This is a genomic window from Microbacterium paludicola (assembly GCF_039529675.1).
Classification (GTDB): Bacteria; Actinomycetota; Actinomycetes; order Actinomycetales; family Microbacteriaceae; genus Microbacterium; species Microbacterium paludicola.
Genome location: NZ_BAAANG010000019.1, coordinates 208,327 through 222,725, shown reverse-complemented (window position 1 = coordinate 222,725; position 14,399 = coordinate 208,327). Strand labels below are relative to the sequence as shown.

14 protein-coding genes are annotated in these 14,399 nt (G+C 71.4%); all 14 read left to right on the top strand.

Features of this window, described 5'->3' with window-relative positions; genetic code table 11:
- Position 1 precedes the first annotated feature (1 nt).
- The 14 genes from ABD161_RS10715 to nusB all read left to right on the top strand — a co-directional run bounded on the left by ABD161_RS10715 (position 2) and on the right by nusB (position 13,872).
- Positions 2–964, top strand: coding sequence for an efflux RND transporter periplasmic adaptor subunit (locus ABD161_RS10715; protein WP_344002434.1), 963 nt, complete (start codon positions 2–4; stop codon positions 962–964).
- Positions 961–1,701, top strand: coding sequence for an ABC transporter ATP-binding protein (locus tag ABD161_RS10710; RefSeq protein WP_344002431.1), 741 nt, complete (start codon positions 961–963; stop codon positions 1,699–1,701). Before ABD161_RS10715 ends, ABD161_RS10710 begins: the two co-directional genes overlap by 4 nt.
- Positions 1,698–2,960 (top strand): ABC transporter permease, encoded by a 1,263-nt coding sequence (locus ABD161_RS10705; RefSeq protein WP_344002428.1) that lies wholly within the window; start codon positions 1,698–1,700, stop codon positions 2,958–2,960. Before ABD161_RS10710 ends, ABD161_RS10705 begins: the two co-directional genes overlap by 4 nt.
- A 194-nt stretch (positions 2,961–3,154) precedes the next feature.
- Positions 3,155–3,784 (top strand): 30S ribosomal protein S4, encoded by a 630-nt coding sequence (gene rpsD / locus ABD161_RS10700; RefSeq protein ID WP_135113041.1) that lies wholly within the window; start codon positions 3,155–3,157, stop codon positions 3,782–3,784.
- Positions 3,785–3,949: 165 nt separating this feature from the next.
- Positions 3,950–4,147 (top strand): hypothetical protein, encoded by a 198-nt coding sequence (locus tag ABD161_RS10695; protein ID WP_344002423.1) that lies wholly within the window; start codon positions 3,950–3,952, stop codon positions 4,145–4,147.
- 103 nt (positions 4,148–4,250) lie between these two features.
- On the top strand, positions 4,251–6,911 hold the full coding sequence (alaS, locus tag ABD161_RS10690; protein WP_344002420.1) for an alanine--tRNA ligase: 2,661 nt from the start codon (positions 4,251–4,253) through the stop codon (positions 6,909–6,911).
- 13 nt (positions 6,912–6,924) lie between these two features.
- Positions 6,925–7,392: a Holliday junction resolvase RuvX gene (gene ruvX, locus ABD161_RS10685; protein WP_344002417.1), complete on the top strand. Its 468-nt coding sequence runs from the start codon at positions 6,925–6,927 to the stop codon at positions 7,390–7,392.
- Positions 7,393–7,401: 9 nt separating this feature from the next.
- Entirely contained in the window at positions 7,402–8,886 is a 1,485-nt protein-coding gene (gene mltG, locus ABD161_RS10680; protein ID WP_344002414.1) for an endolytic transglycosylase MltG, read from the top strand.
- Complete coding sequence (locus tag ABD161_RS10675) at positions 8,883–9,740, top strand: shikimate dehydrogenase (protein WP_344002411.1); 858 nt, start codon at positions 8,883–8,885, stop codon at positions 9,738–9,740. The genes mltG and ABD161_RS10675 overlap by 4 nt, the downstream gene beginning before the upstream one ends.
- 4 nt (positions 9,741–9,744) lie before the next feature.
- Positions 9,745–10,968: a chorismate synthase gene (gene aroC, locus ABD161_RS10670; RefSeq protein WP_344002409.1), complete on the top strand. Its 1,224-nt coding sequence runs from the start codon at positions 9,745–9,747 to the stop codon at positions 10,966–10,968.
- Positions 10,952–11,647: a shikimate kinase gene (locus ABD161_RS10665; RefSeq protein ID WP_344002407.1), complete on the top strand. Its 696-nt coding sequence runs from the start codon at positions 10,952–10,954 to the stop codon at positions 11,645–11,647. The genes aroC and ABD161_RS10665 overlap by 17 nt, the downstream gene beginning before the upstream one ends.
- The gene (aroB, locus tag ABD161_RS10660; RefSeq protein WP_344002404.1) at positions 11,644–12,795 is read left to right on the top strand and encodes a 3-dehydroquinate synthase; all 1,152 of its coding nucleotides are present in this window, start codon (positions 11,644–11,646) and stop codon (positions 12,793–12,795) included. The genes ABD161_RS10665 and aroB overlap by 4 nt, the downstream gene beginning before the upstream one ends.
- Positions 12,796–12,907: 112 nt before the next feature.
- Positions 12,908–13,468 (top strand): elongation factor P, encoded by a 561-nt coding sequence (efp, locus tag ABD161_RS10655; protein ID WP_344002401.1) that lies wholly within the window; start codon positions 12,908–12,910, stop codon positions 13,466–13,468.
- Positions 13,465–13,872: a transcription antitermination factor NusB gene (gene nusB, locus ABD161_RS10650; RefSeq protein WP_344002398.1), complete on the top strand. Its 408-nt coding sequence runs from the start codon at positions 13,465–13,467 to the stop codon at positions 13,870–13,872. The genes efp and nusB overlap by 4 nt, the downstream gene beginning before the upstream one ends.
- Positions 13,873–14,399 lie beyond the last annotated feature (527 nt).

The window sequence follows — 14,399 nt, the reverse complement described above, 5'->3', positions numbered from 1 at the left end:
CATGGCCGTCTTCCGGCGTGTGATCCTTCCCGTCTTCTGGCTCGTCATCGGCGTCGTCGCCGCGGCGGCCCTCGCCAAGCTGGCGTTCTTCCCCGATCAGAGCGAGGCGCCCGTGATGGGCGCCGGCGCCGAGCCGACGGGCGCGCTTTTCGAGCCGCAGCTGGCGGTCGAGCGCGGCACGATCCGGAACGACCTGGAGCTGAAGGCGACGGTCGCGGGCGATCCCGCCGTCGCGATCACGGCGTACAAGGCGGGCACGGTCGTCGACGTGTTCGCCGGCAAGGGGCAGCAGGTCGCGGCCGGCGCCATCATCGCGAGCGTGCGCGAGCAGATCCCCCAGGAGGACGGCTCCACCTTCGACCTGTGGAGCGAGATCATCGCGCCCGGCACCGGCACGCTGTCGGACCTCTCACTGGCGAGCGGCCAGGCGGTCGCGCCGGGGGACACCGTCGGCGCCGTCGCCCCCGCCACGTTCCGGATCCAGGGATCCATCGCCCCCGAGGATCGGTATCGCCTGACGGCGGAGCCGAAGGAGGCGACCATCCAGATCGCCGGCGGTCCCGCGCCCTTCACCTGCACAGGCCTGGTGCTCGAGACCCCGCTCGCGGGTCTGCCGGCCGAGGACTCGGCGGCGCCCTCGTCGCCCACGACGACCGTGCGCTGCCCGGTGCCGGCGGACGTCCGGGTCTTCCCGGGCCTCAGCGCGACCATCACGATCGCCGGCGGCATCGCCGAGGACGTGCTCGTCGTGCCGATGACCGCCGTGATCGGCACGGCCGAGGCGGGCGTCGTCTTCGTGCCGGGGCCCGACGGCATGCCCGAGGAGCGCGAGGTGGTGCTCGGCCTGAACGACGGCAGGAGCATCGAGGTGCGCGAGGGACTCGAGGAGGGCGAGACGATCTTCGAGTTCGTGCCCGCCGCCGCGCAGGCCGAGGAGCAGACGTCCGCCGAGGCGCAGGGGTGAGCGTCCCGATCCTGCGGGCGCGCGGCATCACCCGCACCGTGGAGTTGCCCGACGCCGCGCCCCTGCACATCCTGCGCGGCGTCGACCTCGACGTCCACGTCGGCGACCACCTGAGCATCATGGGCCGCTCGGGGTCGGGCAAGTCGACCCTGCTCAACATCCTCGGGCTGCTGGACGCGCCCACCGACGGCGAGCTGGAGTTCGACGGCGTGCCGCTGCAGCGGATGAGCGCCGGGCGTCGCGACCGCGCGCGCGGCCGCAACGTCGGGTTCGTGTTCCAGCAGTTCAACCTGCTGCCGCGGCGCACGGCACTCGAGAACGTCGAGATGCCACTGATGTACGACGGCGGGCGCGGCTTCTGGCGCCGTCGCGCGCTCGCCTCCGAGATGCTCGATCGCGTCGGACTCGGCGACCGGCTGCAGCAGACGCCGGAACGTCTCTCCGGCGGCGAGCAGCAGCGTGTGGCGATCGCGCGCGCTCTTGTGCGGTCACCGCGGCTCATCCTGGCGGACGAGCCGACCGGGGCGCTCGACGTCGACACCGGCGCGACGATCATGGATCTGCTGGACGACATCGCCACGCAGGCGGGCGCCGCGCTCATCACGATCACGCACGACCCGCACGTCGCTGCGCGCGCGCAGCGCGCGTTCCGCCTCGCCGACGGTGTGCTGCACGAGACCGTTCCGGTGCTCGAGCCCGCCGCGTCGGCGCGGGCGGCCACCGGAGCCGGCGCATGAGCGCCCTGACCTCCGCCGCCGGCTCGCTCGCGGAGGCGTGGCAGGAGCTGCGTGTCCACCGCCTCCGCGTCCTGCTCAGCCTGATCGTCGTGGCCGTGTCGGTCGCCGCGTTCACGGGCGTCGTCGCCCTGGGGCAGATGCTCTCGCAGGGCTTCGAGGAGCAGATGGAGCGCAGCGGCGGACGCCCCGCTCTCGTCATGATCGGCGCCGCGCAGGGGGAGCCGGACGCATCGGGAATCGTCGCTTCGGCGGACGGCGACGCGCTCGATGCCGCGGTCTTCGCGACGGCCGAGCGCTTCGGCATCGACTGGGTCGCGCGTCAGGCGTGGCTCGAGGCACAGCTTCCGTACGAGGGGTGGGCCGGCATGCAGGCGGTCGACCCGGATTACGGAGTGATGCATCGCGTGCCGATCCTGCAGGGCCACTGGTTCACGGACGCAGATGCGGCACGGCTGGTGCCGGCGATCGTGATCAGCGAGAACTGGTGGGAGTCGCTCGGCTCGCCCGCGATGGAGACGCATCCGAGGGTCACGGTCACGCTGACCACCTGGTCCGCCGACGGAACGCCCTCGGCGCCGACCGACGCCGAGGCGGTGGTGGTCGGCGTGACGACCACACAGGATCAGTACTCGTTCAACGGCTTCCTCGTCTACGACGACGTCGCCGCGCTGATCGGCGCCGATGCGCTCGCCCAGAACACGAGCCGCGAGGCGTGGATCCCGGTCGACGGCGCCCAGGAGCTCATCGACGCGATGGAGACCTCGATCGCCGCATCGCTGCCGGAGGGGTACGACGTCTCGGCCGATCGCACCGACTACCTCTATCAGCAGGAGCAGGGCGGCTTCGATCCGTTCGGCCCCATGCTGCTGGTGCTGGGCGGAATCTCGGGCCTCATCCTCGCGCTCGGTGGGCTGAGCCTGCTGAACATCACGCTCGTCACCGTGCGCCACCGGATCCGCGAGATCGGTGTGCGGCGCAGCTTCGGGGCGACCGGCACGCGGGTGTTCTTCTCGGTGATGCTCGAGAGCGTCGTCGCGACCGTCATCGCCGGCGGCGTCGGGATCGTGATCGCGATTCTCGTGCTGCGGATGCCGCTCGTCGCCGACAACATGTTCGCGATGCTGCAGGAACCGCCGGCCTTCCCGATGTCGGCGGCCGTCACGGGCCTGCTGGTCTCGGCAGGCGTGGGCGCGCTTGCCGGCCTGGTGCCCGCGCTGGTCGCCCTCCGGGTCCGTCCGATCGACGCGATCCGCTACTGATCCAGCAGGGGGATCGCGGCCTCTCCGGCGCTGGTCGGGCGCGCTCGGGTGGACCTGGTAAGCTGGATCGGCTCGAAATCCGGGCACATCCCCTTTTGCTTGATCCCTCGGGTGGGTAGACGTACGCCCGAATCGGATGGGAGGGGACTGTACGTCCGAGCGTCGCGACAGCCGCGGCCTCGTGAAAGGAAACCATGGTTACCAAGTCCCAGGACCGCCGCAAGGTCCGCCTGTCGCGCGCCCTCGGCGTCGCGCTGACCCCGAAGGCCGCGCGCTACCTCGAGAAGCGCCCCTACGGCCCCGGTCAGCACGGCCGCACGAAGCGCAAGGCCGACAGTGACTACGCCGTCCGTCTCCGCGAGAAGCAGCGTCTGCGCGAGCAGTACGGCATCCGCGAGAAGCAGCTCCGCATCGCCTTCAACGAGGCGCGCCGCACCGACGGCCTGACGGGTGAGAACCTCGTCGAGCTGCTCGAGATGCGTCTTGACGCCCTCGTGCTGCGTTCGGGCTTCGCCCGCACGACCGCGCAGGCGCGCCAGTTCGTGGTTCACCGCCACATCCTCGTCGACGGCAAGATCGTGGACCGCCCGTCGTTCCGCGTGAAGCCGGGTCAGACCATCGAGGTCAAGGGCAAGAGCGAGTCGCTCGAGCCCTTCCAGGTCGCGGCCGCCGGCGGTCACGCCGAGGTCCTCCCGAACGTTCCGGGCTACCTCGAGGTCGAGCTCGACAAGCTCCAGGCGAAGCTCGTGCGTCGCCCGAAGCGCGCCGAGGTGCCCGTCACGTGTGACGTGCAGCTGGTCGTCGAGTACTACGCGGCTCGCTGATCCATCGATCCGTCCGGAGGGCGTCGAGGCTTCTGCCTCGGCGCCCTCCGTCGTTCGCGCGGCGCCCGGCGCGCTGCCCGACGGCACCGGTCGGCGCTCGCGGCGCCGCTCGGTCTACGATGGAACGACGTCGCGACGCGCGGCCCAAGCTGGAGGATGGGTGACATGAAGAACGTGCTGTGGTTCCTGCTCGGCATCGCCACGGGCTTCGTCGCGGCCCACGTCCTCAACAAGGACCCGCGCGGCGCCGAGGTGCTCGCCGACATCGACGCCCGCATCGACGAGTTCGTCGACCGCATCGGCGAGGCGTACCGCCTCGAGGAGGCGCGCCGCACCTCGGCGGACGACGCCCCCGCAGCCTGACCCCCTCCGCTCTCCGGCCGTCGCCCGAGACGGCCGTCCCCGCATGCAGTCGCGTCCGCTCCGGCGGGGCGCGGCGCCACCAGTCAAGGACGAAGCACTCCCCATGAAGACCGCGGAAATCGCGAAGCGCTACCTCGACTTCTTCGAGAAGAACGACCACACGATCGTGCCGTCCGCCTCGCTCGTGAGCGACGACCCGTCGATCCTGTTCACGATCGCCGGCATGGTGCCGTTCATCCCGTACCTGACGGGTGTCGTTCCGGCGCCCTACTCGCGAGCCGCCGACCTGCAGAAGTGCATCCGGACGAACGACATCGACGAGGTCGGCAAGACGGCGCGCCACGGCACGTTCTTCCAGATGCTCGGCAACTGGTCGTTCGGCGACTACTTCAAGGAGGGCGCGATCTCCTTCGCCTGGGAGCTGCTGACCACCTCCGAGGAGGACGGCGGGCTCGGCTTCGACCCGAAGGACCTCTGGGTCACCGTCTACGAGACCGACGACGAGGCCGCCGAGCTGTGGCAGCGGATCGCGGGGCTCCCGGCGGAGCGCATCCAGCGCCTCGGCCGCGAGGACAACTTCTGGACGACCGGCCAACCCGGCCCCGCCGGACCCTGCTCGGAGATCTACTTCGATCGCGGGCCCGCGTACGGCAAGGACGGCGGCCCGATCGTCGACGACAACCGGTTCCTGGAGATCTGGAACCTTGTCTTCATGCAGAACGAGATCACGAACGTGCGCTCGAAGACCGAGTTCGACATCGTAGGCGATCTTCCCGCGAAGAACATCGACACCGGCATGGGGCTCGAGCGCGTCGCGTTCCTCAAGCAGGGCGTCGAGAACATGTACGAGATCGACCAGGTCCGCCCCGTCCTCGATCGCGCGTCCGAGCTTTCCGGTCGCCCCTACGGCGTCTCACACGAGGACGACGTGCGCTTCCGCATCATCGCCGACCACATCCGGTCCTCGCTGATGCTGCTCTCCGACGGCGTGACCCCCTCGAACGAGGGCCGCGGCTACATCCTGCGTCGCCTGATGCGCCGCAGCGTGCGCGCGATGCGCCTGCTCGGCGTCCAGGAGGCGACGTTCCCCGCGCTGTTCGAGGCCTCGCGCGACGCGATGAAGGAGGCCTACCCGGTCATCGAGAGCGACTGGCAGCGGATCTCGTCCTACGCGTACGCGGAGGAGGAGACGTTCCTGCGCACGCTGACGTCCGGATCCACGATCCTCGACACCGCGGTGCAGAAGACGAAGGCGGGGGGCGGGTCGACCCTCGCCGGCGACCAGGCGTTCCTGCTTCACGACACCTACGGCTTCCCGATCGACCTCACGCTCGAGATCGCGGAGGAGGCGGGAATCGGCGTCGACCGCGCCGGATTCGACGCGCTGATGCAGGAGCAGCGCCAGCGCGCGAAGGCGGATGCGCGCTCGCGCAAGCGCGCGATCGCCGACGTCAGCGTCTACCGCGATTTCCGTGCGCTCGGCGAGACGGTCTTCACCGGCTACACGGATCTCGAGACCGAGAGCCGCGTGCTCGGCGTGCTCGTCGACGGCCTCGCCACCGGTCGGGCATCCGAGGGACAGATCGCCGAGGTCATCCTCGCGGAGACGGCGCTCTACGCCGAGTCGGGCGGCCAGGTGGCCGACAAGGGAACGATCGTCGGCCCGGGCTACGAGCTCGAGGTGCTCGACGTGCAGCGCCCGGTGGCCGGACTCATCAGCCACACCGTCGAGGTCGTGCGCGGCGAGGTCGGCGTCGATCAGCCGGCGACCACGATCGTCGACGCCGCCAACCGCCGCTCGGCCCAGCAGGCGCACTCCGCCACGCACCTCGTGCACGCGGCACTGCGCGACACCCTCGGCAGCGGCGCGACTCAGGCGGGATCGCTCAACCGCGCCGGTTACCTCCGCTTCGACTTCACGTGGGGACAGGCACTGAGCCCGGAGACCCGATCGGAGATCGAGGAGATCGCCAACAACGCGGTGCGCGACAACCTCGAGGTGACGACGCGCGTGCTCTCGCTCGACGAGGCGAAGGCGGCGGGAGCGATGGCGCTGTTCGGCGAGAAGTACGGCCGGACGGTGCGGATGGTCGACATCGGCGGCCCCTGGTCGCGCGAGCTCTGCGGCGGGACGCACGTGTCCTCGAGCGCCGAGATCGGCCTCGTGAGCCTGATCGGCGAGTCGTCGGTGGGAGCGTCGAACCGTCGTGTCGAGGCGCTCGTCGGGCTCGACGCGTTCCGCGAGCTGACGGCCGAGCGGGCGCTCGTCGCCGAGCTCTCGGCCTCGCTGAAGGCGCCGAAGGATCAGCTCCCGGCCCGGATCGCCGAGCTCACCGCGAACCTCAAGGCCGCCGAGAAGAAGATCGCGGCCTTCGAGGCCCGCGCGCTCGCGGACCGCGTGCCGGCGCTCGCGCAGACCTCGCAGCGCACCGGAGCCGTCAACCTGGTGGCCGAGTCCGTCGGCCAGGTCGGGTCGGCAGACGACCTGCGCAGCCTCGCGCTGTCGGTGCGCGACCGTCTCGGCTCGGATCCGGCGGTCGTCGCCCTCACGGGACAGGCGGGAGACAAGGTGCTCGCGATCGTCGCCACGAACGAGGCGGCGCGTTCGGCCGGAGCGAAGGCCGGCGCCCTCGTGAAGGTCGCCCTCGAGCCGCTCGGCGGTCGAGGCGGCGGACGCGACGACATGGCGCAGGGCGCGGGCTCCGAGTCGGCGGGCATCCCGGCGGCGCTCGACGCCGTGCGCGCTCAGCTGCGGACCGCGTGATCGGGCGCGGCGCGTGACGGGATTCCGGCGGGGAGTGCGCCTCGGCGTGGATGTGGGCAAGGCCCGCATCGGCGTCGCGCGCTGCGATCCCGACGGGATGCTCGCCGTTCCCGTCGAGACGGTGCCGCGCGACGAGCGCTCGATCGCCCGGCTGGTGGAGCTCGTGGGGGAGTACGAGCCGCTGGAGATCATCGTCGGCCTGCCGCTCAACATGCGCGGCGAGGACACGCTCTCGACGGCCGATGCGCGCGAGTTCGCCGCGCAGCTCGCCGCCGCGCAGGATGCCGCCGTGCGGCTTGTCGACGAGCGCCTCAGCACCGTGTCGGCGCATTCGGCACTGCGTCAGTCGGGCAGAACCCAGAAGGGTTCTCGTAGCATTGTCGATCAGGTCGCCGCGGTGGTGCTGCTCCAGCACGCCATCGACAGCGAGAAACGCACCGGGGCGGCCGCCGGCAACCCGGCCGGCATACCCGAGGAGTAAGCCCCGCTCATGACCGATCCGTCCCGCGAGAGCACGCCACCCGAGGCCTCGCCCATGACGCGCCGCCAGGCGCGCGAGTCGGCGCGGGCCCCGCAGGCTCCGTCCGCATCCGCCACGCCCGAGGGCGACGCGAGCGGCGTGCCGACGGCCGGCGATCCGGTGTCGGCGGCGCGCGCGATGCCCTGGGACGACGGAATCTTCGTCGAGCGCACGCCGGCGACCACGGTCACCCCCGCCGCGGAGGCGACGCCCCCGGCCGAGCGCTCGGCTCCGGCGACGCTCGCCGAGACGGCGGCGCTCGCGAGCCAGGCGCCGGCGCCCAGCGGTCCGGAGCCGGCGTCGCTCGAGGACCTCTTCGTTCCCGAGAACACGGTCGAGCCGAAGCGCCGCGGGGGCCGCGGCTGCCTCGTCACGCTCGTCATCCTGCTGGCGATCCTCGGCGGCATCGTCGCCGGCGGCATGTACGTGTGGAACACCTACGGCACGCAGATCGCCGAGCGGTTCGGCTGGGACGGGCCGAGCGACTACGAGGCGGGTGAGGCCACCGGCGAGGCGATCATCACGATCGAGGAGGGCGACGGCGGCGAGGCGATCTCGCAGACCCTCTACGAGGCCGGCGTGACGCTCAAGCCCGACTCCTTCTACGACCACCTGCTGGACGCCGATGCGATCCCGACGTTCTACCCCGGGATCTACCGGCTGCAGCAGAAGATGACGTCCGAGGCGGCGCTTGCCGCGCTGGCGGACCCGGCGAACAAGCTCGAGAACACGGTCGCCCTGCAGGAGGGCTGGACCGTCTCGGCGACCCTCGAGGCGGCGTCCACGGGTCTCGACATGCCGCTCGAGGAGCTGCAGGCGGCGGCCGAGGACCCCTCGGCCTACGGCGTCGAGGCCGACAGCCTCGAGGGATGGCTGTTCCCGGCGACCTACACGTTCGACCCGGGCGTCACCGCCGAGGATGTCATCAAGACGATGGTGGATCGCACGCGCGAGTCGCTCGCGAACGCCGGCGTCGCGGCGGGCGACGAGCAGCGCATCCTGACGGTCGCGTCGATCGTGCAGCGCGAGGGCGCCTCGCGTGAGGACTTCGGGATGGTCGCGCAGGTGATCTACAACCGCCTCGATCCGGAGATCTCAGACACCAACGGCCTGCTCCAGATGGACTCGACGGCCCAGTTCGGGTACCGGGCCGCGCACCCGGAGGCAGCGGAGCAGGGCTCGGTCTTCAGCTCGGAGGAGCAGCTGAACGATCCCAACCCGTGGAACACGTACGTGCACCCCGGGCTGCCCGTCGGTCCGATCGCCAACCCGGGCGACGAGGCGATCCAGGCGGCTCAGCAGCCGACGGAAGGCGGATGGCAGTACTTCGTGACCGTGAACCTCGAGACGGGCGAGACGCTCTTCGCGGAGACCTACGCCGAGCAGCAGCAGAACGAGGCGCAGCTTCACGCGTGGTGTGCCGACAACCCCGACCACGGCGGCTGCGGCGGATGACCGGAGCCACCCGGCTCGCGGTCTGGGGCGACCCGATCGCGCACAGCCGCTCGCCGCAGCTTCACGACGCGGCGTACCGGGTGCTCGGGCGGACGTGGAGCTTCGAGCGCGTCCGCGTCGCGGAGGGAGAGTTCGATGGTGTGCTCGCGGGCCTCGACGCGTCGTGGCGCGGGCTCGCGGTCACGATGCCGTTGAAGGAGCGCGCGTGGAGGGCGAGCGGATGGCGTGATCGCCGCGCCCAGCTCACCGGAGCGGTGAACACCCTGCTCCTGCCCGGGGCTGACGTGCCGAGGCCGACCGGGGCACCTGCGTCCGCGCCGGTGGGATTCAACACCGATGTCGGCGGCATCGTCGCGGCGCTTGCCGACGAGGGGATCGCCGAGGTGGGCTCGGTCCGCATCGTGGGCGCGGGCGCCACGTCCGCGTCGGCGCTGGTGGCGGCGGCCGAGATGGGCGCCAGCACGGCGAGTGTCGTCGCCCGCCGGCCCGAGCGCGCTGCGCCCCTCGTGGAGCTCGGGGAGGCGCTGGGCGTCCCCGTCTCGGTGGAGCCCTTCGGCGGCCCGCACGCGCCGGTCGACCTCACCGTCTGCGCACTGCCGGGCGGCACGATCCTGCCGGACGAGGATGCCGACGCCCTCGCGGCGGGCGGTCATCCGCTGTTCGACGTCGCCTACCACCCGTGGCCGTCGCATCTGGCGAGCCGCTGGCAAGGACCGGCGATCCCGGGGCTCGGAATGCTGCTTCACCAGGCGGTGCTGCAGGTGCGGGTGTTCACGACCGGATCGGTCGACGAGCCGCTCGCGTCCGAGGATGACGTGCGCGCCGCGATGCGCTCCGCGCTCATGGGAGACTAGGCGCATGCTCCGCGTGCTCACGGCCGGCGAATCGCACGGCCCCGAACTCATCGCCGTCATGGAGGGACTTCCCTCCGGCGTGCCCCTGCTTGCCGAGGACATCCAGGCCGACCTGCAGCGTCGGAAGCTCGGCTACGGCCGCGGGTCGCGCATGAAGTTCGAGCAGGATGAGCTCACCATCTCGGGCGGCGTGCGTCACGGCCTCACCCTCGGCAGCCCCATCGCGCTGCGCATCGGCAACACCGAGTGGCCCAAGTGGACCGAGGTCATGAACCCGGCCCCCATGGAGCTCACCGAGAAGTCCCGCGGCCGCGGTGCGGCGCTCACCCGCCCGCGCCCGGGACACGCCGACCTGGTCGGGATGCAGAAGTACGACTTCGACGAGGCGCGCCCGATCCTCGAGCGCGCGAGCGCGCGCGAGACGGCCGCGCGCGTCGCGCTGGGGGCGATCGCCCGCGCGTTCCTGGCGGAGCTGGGAATCCGGCTCGTCAGCCACACGCTGTCGATCGGGCCCGTGCGCGTGCCGGATGACGCGCCGGTGCCGACGCCGGATGACGTCGCCGCGCTCGACGCCGATCCGCTGCGTTGCTTCCACGCCGAGACCTCCGAGCGCATGGTCGCCGAGGTCGACGACACTCGCAAGGAGGGCGACACCGTCGGCGGCATCGTCGAGGTGCTCGCATACGGCCTGCCGCCGGGGCTCGGCTCGCACGTGCACTGGGATCGCCGCCTCGATGGAAAGCTCGCGCAGGCGCTGATGAGCATCCAGGCGATCAAGGGCGTGGAGGTCGGCGACGGCTTCGAGACCACCCGCCGCCGCGGTTCCGCCGCGCACGACGAGCTGTTCGTCACGTCCGACGGCATCGCGCGCGGCAGCGACCGCGCCGGCGGCACCGAGGGCGGCATGTCCACCGGCACCGTGCTGCGCGTGCGGGCGGGGATGAAGCCCATCGCGACCGTTCCCCACGCACTGCGGACGGTGGACGTCGCCACCGGCGAGACGGCCGCGGCCCATCACCAGCGCTCCGACGTCTGCGCGGTGCCCGCCGCCGGCGTGGTGGCCGAGGCGATGGTCGCGATCACGCTCGCCGACGTCGTGCTGGAGAAGTTCGGCGGCGACTCCGTGAAGGAGACCCGCCGCAACCTGACCGCATACGTGGACGGCATCGCGGAGAGCCTGCGGACGTCGGCGCAGCCGGTCGACCTCGCGCATGACCTCGCACTCTGACGCAGGCGCCCCCGCCGCCGAGTCGACCGGCGCATCGCCGCGTGCGCTCGTGCTCGTCGGCCCCATGGGCGCCGGCAAGTCGAGCATCGGGCGTCGCCTCGCGCGCACGCTCGGGGTGCGGTTCCGCGACACCGACAGCGCTGTCGTCACAGAGCACGGGCCGATCGCCGACATCTTCGCGGCGCACGGGGAGCCCCATTTCCGTGCGCTGGAGCACGAGGCCGTGATCGCCGCCGTGGCGCGCGGCGGGGTGGTCGCACTCGGCGGCGGCGCCGTGCTCCACCCGGGCACGCGCGCCGCCCTTCGGGATCACCACGTCGTGCTGCTCACGGTCGAGGAGCGCGTGGTCGCGGGCCGCATCCGCGCCCAGCAGAAGCGCCCGCTGCTGAGCGGGGACGAGGATCCGCTGGACGCCTGGATCCGGATCCGCGACGCACGCGAGCCGATCTACCGCGAGGTCGCGGATGCGGTGTTCGACACCTCGAGGGGCCCCCTCGGCGACGTCGTGACGGCGATCGCCGCGTGGGTGCGCGCCGAGGATCCGGCCTTCGCGCCGGGTGTTCCCTCGGAGCAGCAGACGACGCAGGATGAGACCGCCCTGAGCGCAGAGGATCTGAGCGCAGAGGACCCGAACGCCCCGGTTCCCGGCGCGGACGGCGACAAGGAGACGACGCGATGAGCGAGACCAGCACGCAGGCGGACGACCGCACCCCGGGCGACACCGTGATCCACGTGAACGGCACCCCGGGCTACGACGTGACCATCGGTCACGGCACGATCGGGCAGGTCGGGCCCGCGCTTCCCCCGGCGGCGCGCAAGGTGCTCGTCGTCCACCCGCCGACGCTCGGCGCCCAGGCGGCCGAGCTCCGCGAGGCCCTCATGGCCGACGGCGGACGCGAGGTGCTGCTGGCCGAGATCCCCGACGCCGAGGCGGGCAAGCGCATCGAGGTCGCCGCGTTCTGCTGGCAGATCATGGGCCAGGCCGATTTCACCCGCACCGATGCCGTCGTGGGCTTCGGCGGCGGCGCGGTGACCGACCTCGCCGGGTTCGTGGCCGCCAGCTGGCTGCGTGGCGTCGAGATCGTGCAGGTCCCCACCACCGTGGCGGGAATGGTCGACGCGGCCGTCGGCGGCAAGACCGGCGTGAACACCGCGGAGGGGAAGAACCTCGTCGGCGCGTTCTGGGCACCGCGCGCGGTCATCTGCGACCTCGACCTGCTCGCGACGCTGTCGGAGAACGACGTGCTCGCGGGCTTCGCCGAGATCGTCAAGGCAGGCTTCATCCGGTACCCCGAGATCCTCGACATCGTGGAGGCGGACCCGGATCGCGCCATCGACGTCGCCTCGCCCGAGTTCCGCCGCTGCGTCGAGCTGGCGATCCAGATGAAGGCCGACGTCGTGGGGGAGGACTTCCGCGAGGCGGGCCTGCGCGAGATCCTCAACTACGGGCACACGCTCGGGCACGCGATCGAGCACGCCGAGCGCTACCGCTGGCGTCACGGCGCGGCGGTCTCCGTCGGCATGATGTACGCCGCCGAGCTGTCGCGCCTCGCCGGCCGCCTCTCCGACGCCGCGGTCGACCGGCACCGTCGGGTGCTCGAGCTGCTCGGCCTGCCGACCACGTACCGCGCGGGCGCGTGGCAGACGCTGCTGGCGACGATGCAGCGCGACAAGAAGGCGCGCGGCGGCATGCTGCGCTTCATCCTGCTCGACGACATCGCCAAGCCGACCGTTCACCAGGCGCCCGACGAGTCGCTGCTGTTCGCCGCCTACCAGGAGATCGGCGCCGAGGAGCAGGGCCGCATCATCAGCACCCGCCGCAGCTGAGCGCGCCCGCTCGGGGGACTCGCAAGCCGACACGGTAGGATCGTTCCTCGGCCGTGACGGCCCCGAACTTGCGCGCGACTCGGCGCGACTCAATCGAACGAACGGAAGATCCATGGCATCCACCGCAGACATCAAGAACGGCGTCGTTCTCAGCATCGACTCGCAGCTCTGGAGCGTCGTGGAGTTCCAGCACGTCAAGCCCGGCAAGGGCGGCGCGTTCGTCCGCACCAAGCTCAAGAACGTCGTCACCGGCAAGGTCGTCGACCGCACGTTCAACGCCGGCGCCAAGGTCGACATCCAGAACGTCGACCGCCGCGACTACTCGTACCTCTACAACGACGGCGAGAACTTCGTCTTCATGGACCAGAAGGACTACGACCAGATCACGGTCCCCGCCGCCACCGTCGGCGACTCCGCGAAGTTCCTCCTGGAGAACCAGGAGGTCACCATCGCCCTCCACGACGGCACCCCGCTGTACGTCGACCTCCCCGCCTCGGTGATCCTCGAGATCACCTACACCGAGCCCGGCCTCCAGGGCGACCGCTCGTCCGCCGGCACGAAGCCCGCCACGGTCGAGACCGGCGCCGAGATCCAGGTGCCGCTGTTCCTCGAGACCGGCACGCGCGTCAAGGTCGACACCCGCACGGGCGACTACCTCGGCCGCGAGAAGTGAGCGCCCGCACCAAGGCACGCAAGCGCGCCCTCGACATCCTGTTCTCGGCCGACGTCCGCGGCGACCAGCTCTCGGTCGCCCTCGCGGCCGAGGCGAAGCGGGCCGCGTCGGAGCCGGCACGCCAGGCATCCTGGCTCTACGCCCGCGAGATCGTGGACGGCGTGATCGATCACGCCGAGGAGATCGACGAGCAGATCTCCACCCACAGCCGCGACTGGAAGCTCGACCGCATGCCCACCGTCGACCGCGCGCTCCTGCGCATCGCGACGTGGGAGATCCTGTTCAACGACGCCGTGCCGACCGCCGTCGCGATCGATGAGGCGGTCGACCTCGCCAAGGAGTTCTCCACGGATGACTCCGGCGCGTTCGTCCACGGAGTGCTCGCCCGCATCGCCCGCAGCTGAAGGGTCTTATTAGAAGCGTCTCGCACGCTCGCGCCGACGCTCCGCGCCGGCACTCGTGAGCGAGGCACCGTCGCTGACGCTCCGTTGCGGCAGCGCTTCGCGCTGCGGGGTCGCTTCGCTCCACGCTCACTTCGTTCGCACAGGGGCACAGGCTCTTTCCCCCAGCCCGGTTATTGAGCGAGCGGAGCGAGTCGAGATGACGGGTCGCACGGGCGGGCGGCTTCGAGTCGGTCGCTTCGGCTCGCTGGCGCTCGCTCAGCAACCGGTGGGGTGCCGGCCCTTGGCTTAACCCCGGTTATCGAGCGAGCTTGCGAGTCGAGATGACGGGTCGCACGGGCGGGCGGCTTCCAGTCGGTCGCTTCGGCTCGCTGGCGCTCTTCAGCAACCGATGGGGTGCCGGCCCTTGGCTTAACCCCGGTTATCGAGCGAGCTTGCGAGTCGAGATGACGGACCCGCACATGTCGGTCGCTTCGGCTCGCTGGCGCTCGCTCAGCAACCGGTGGGGTGCCGGCCCTTGGCTTAACCCC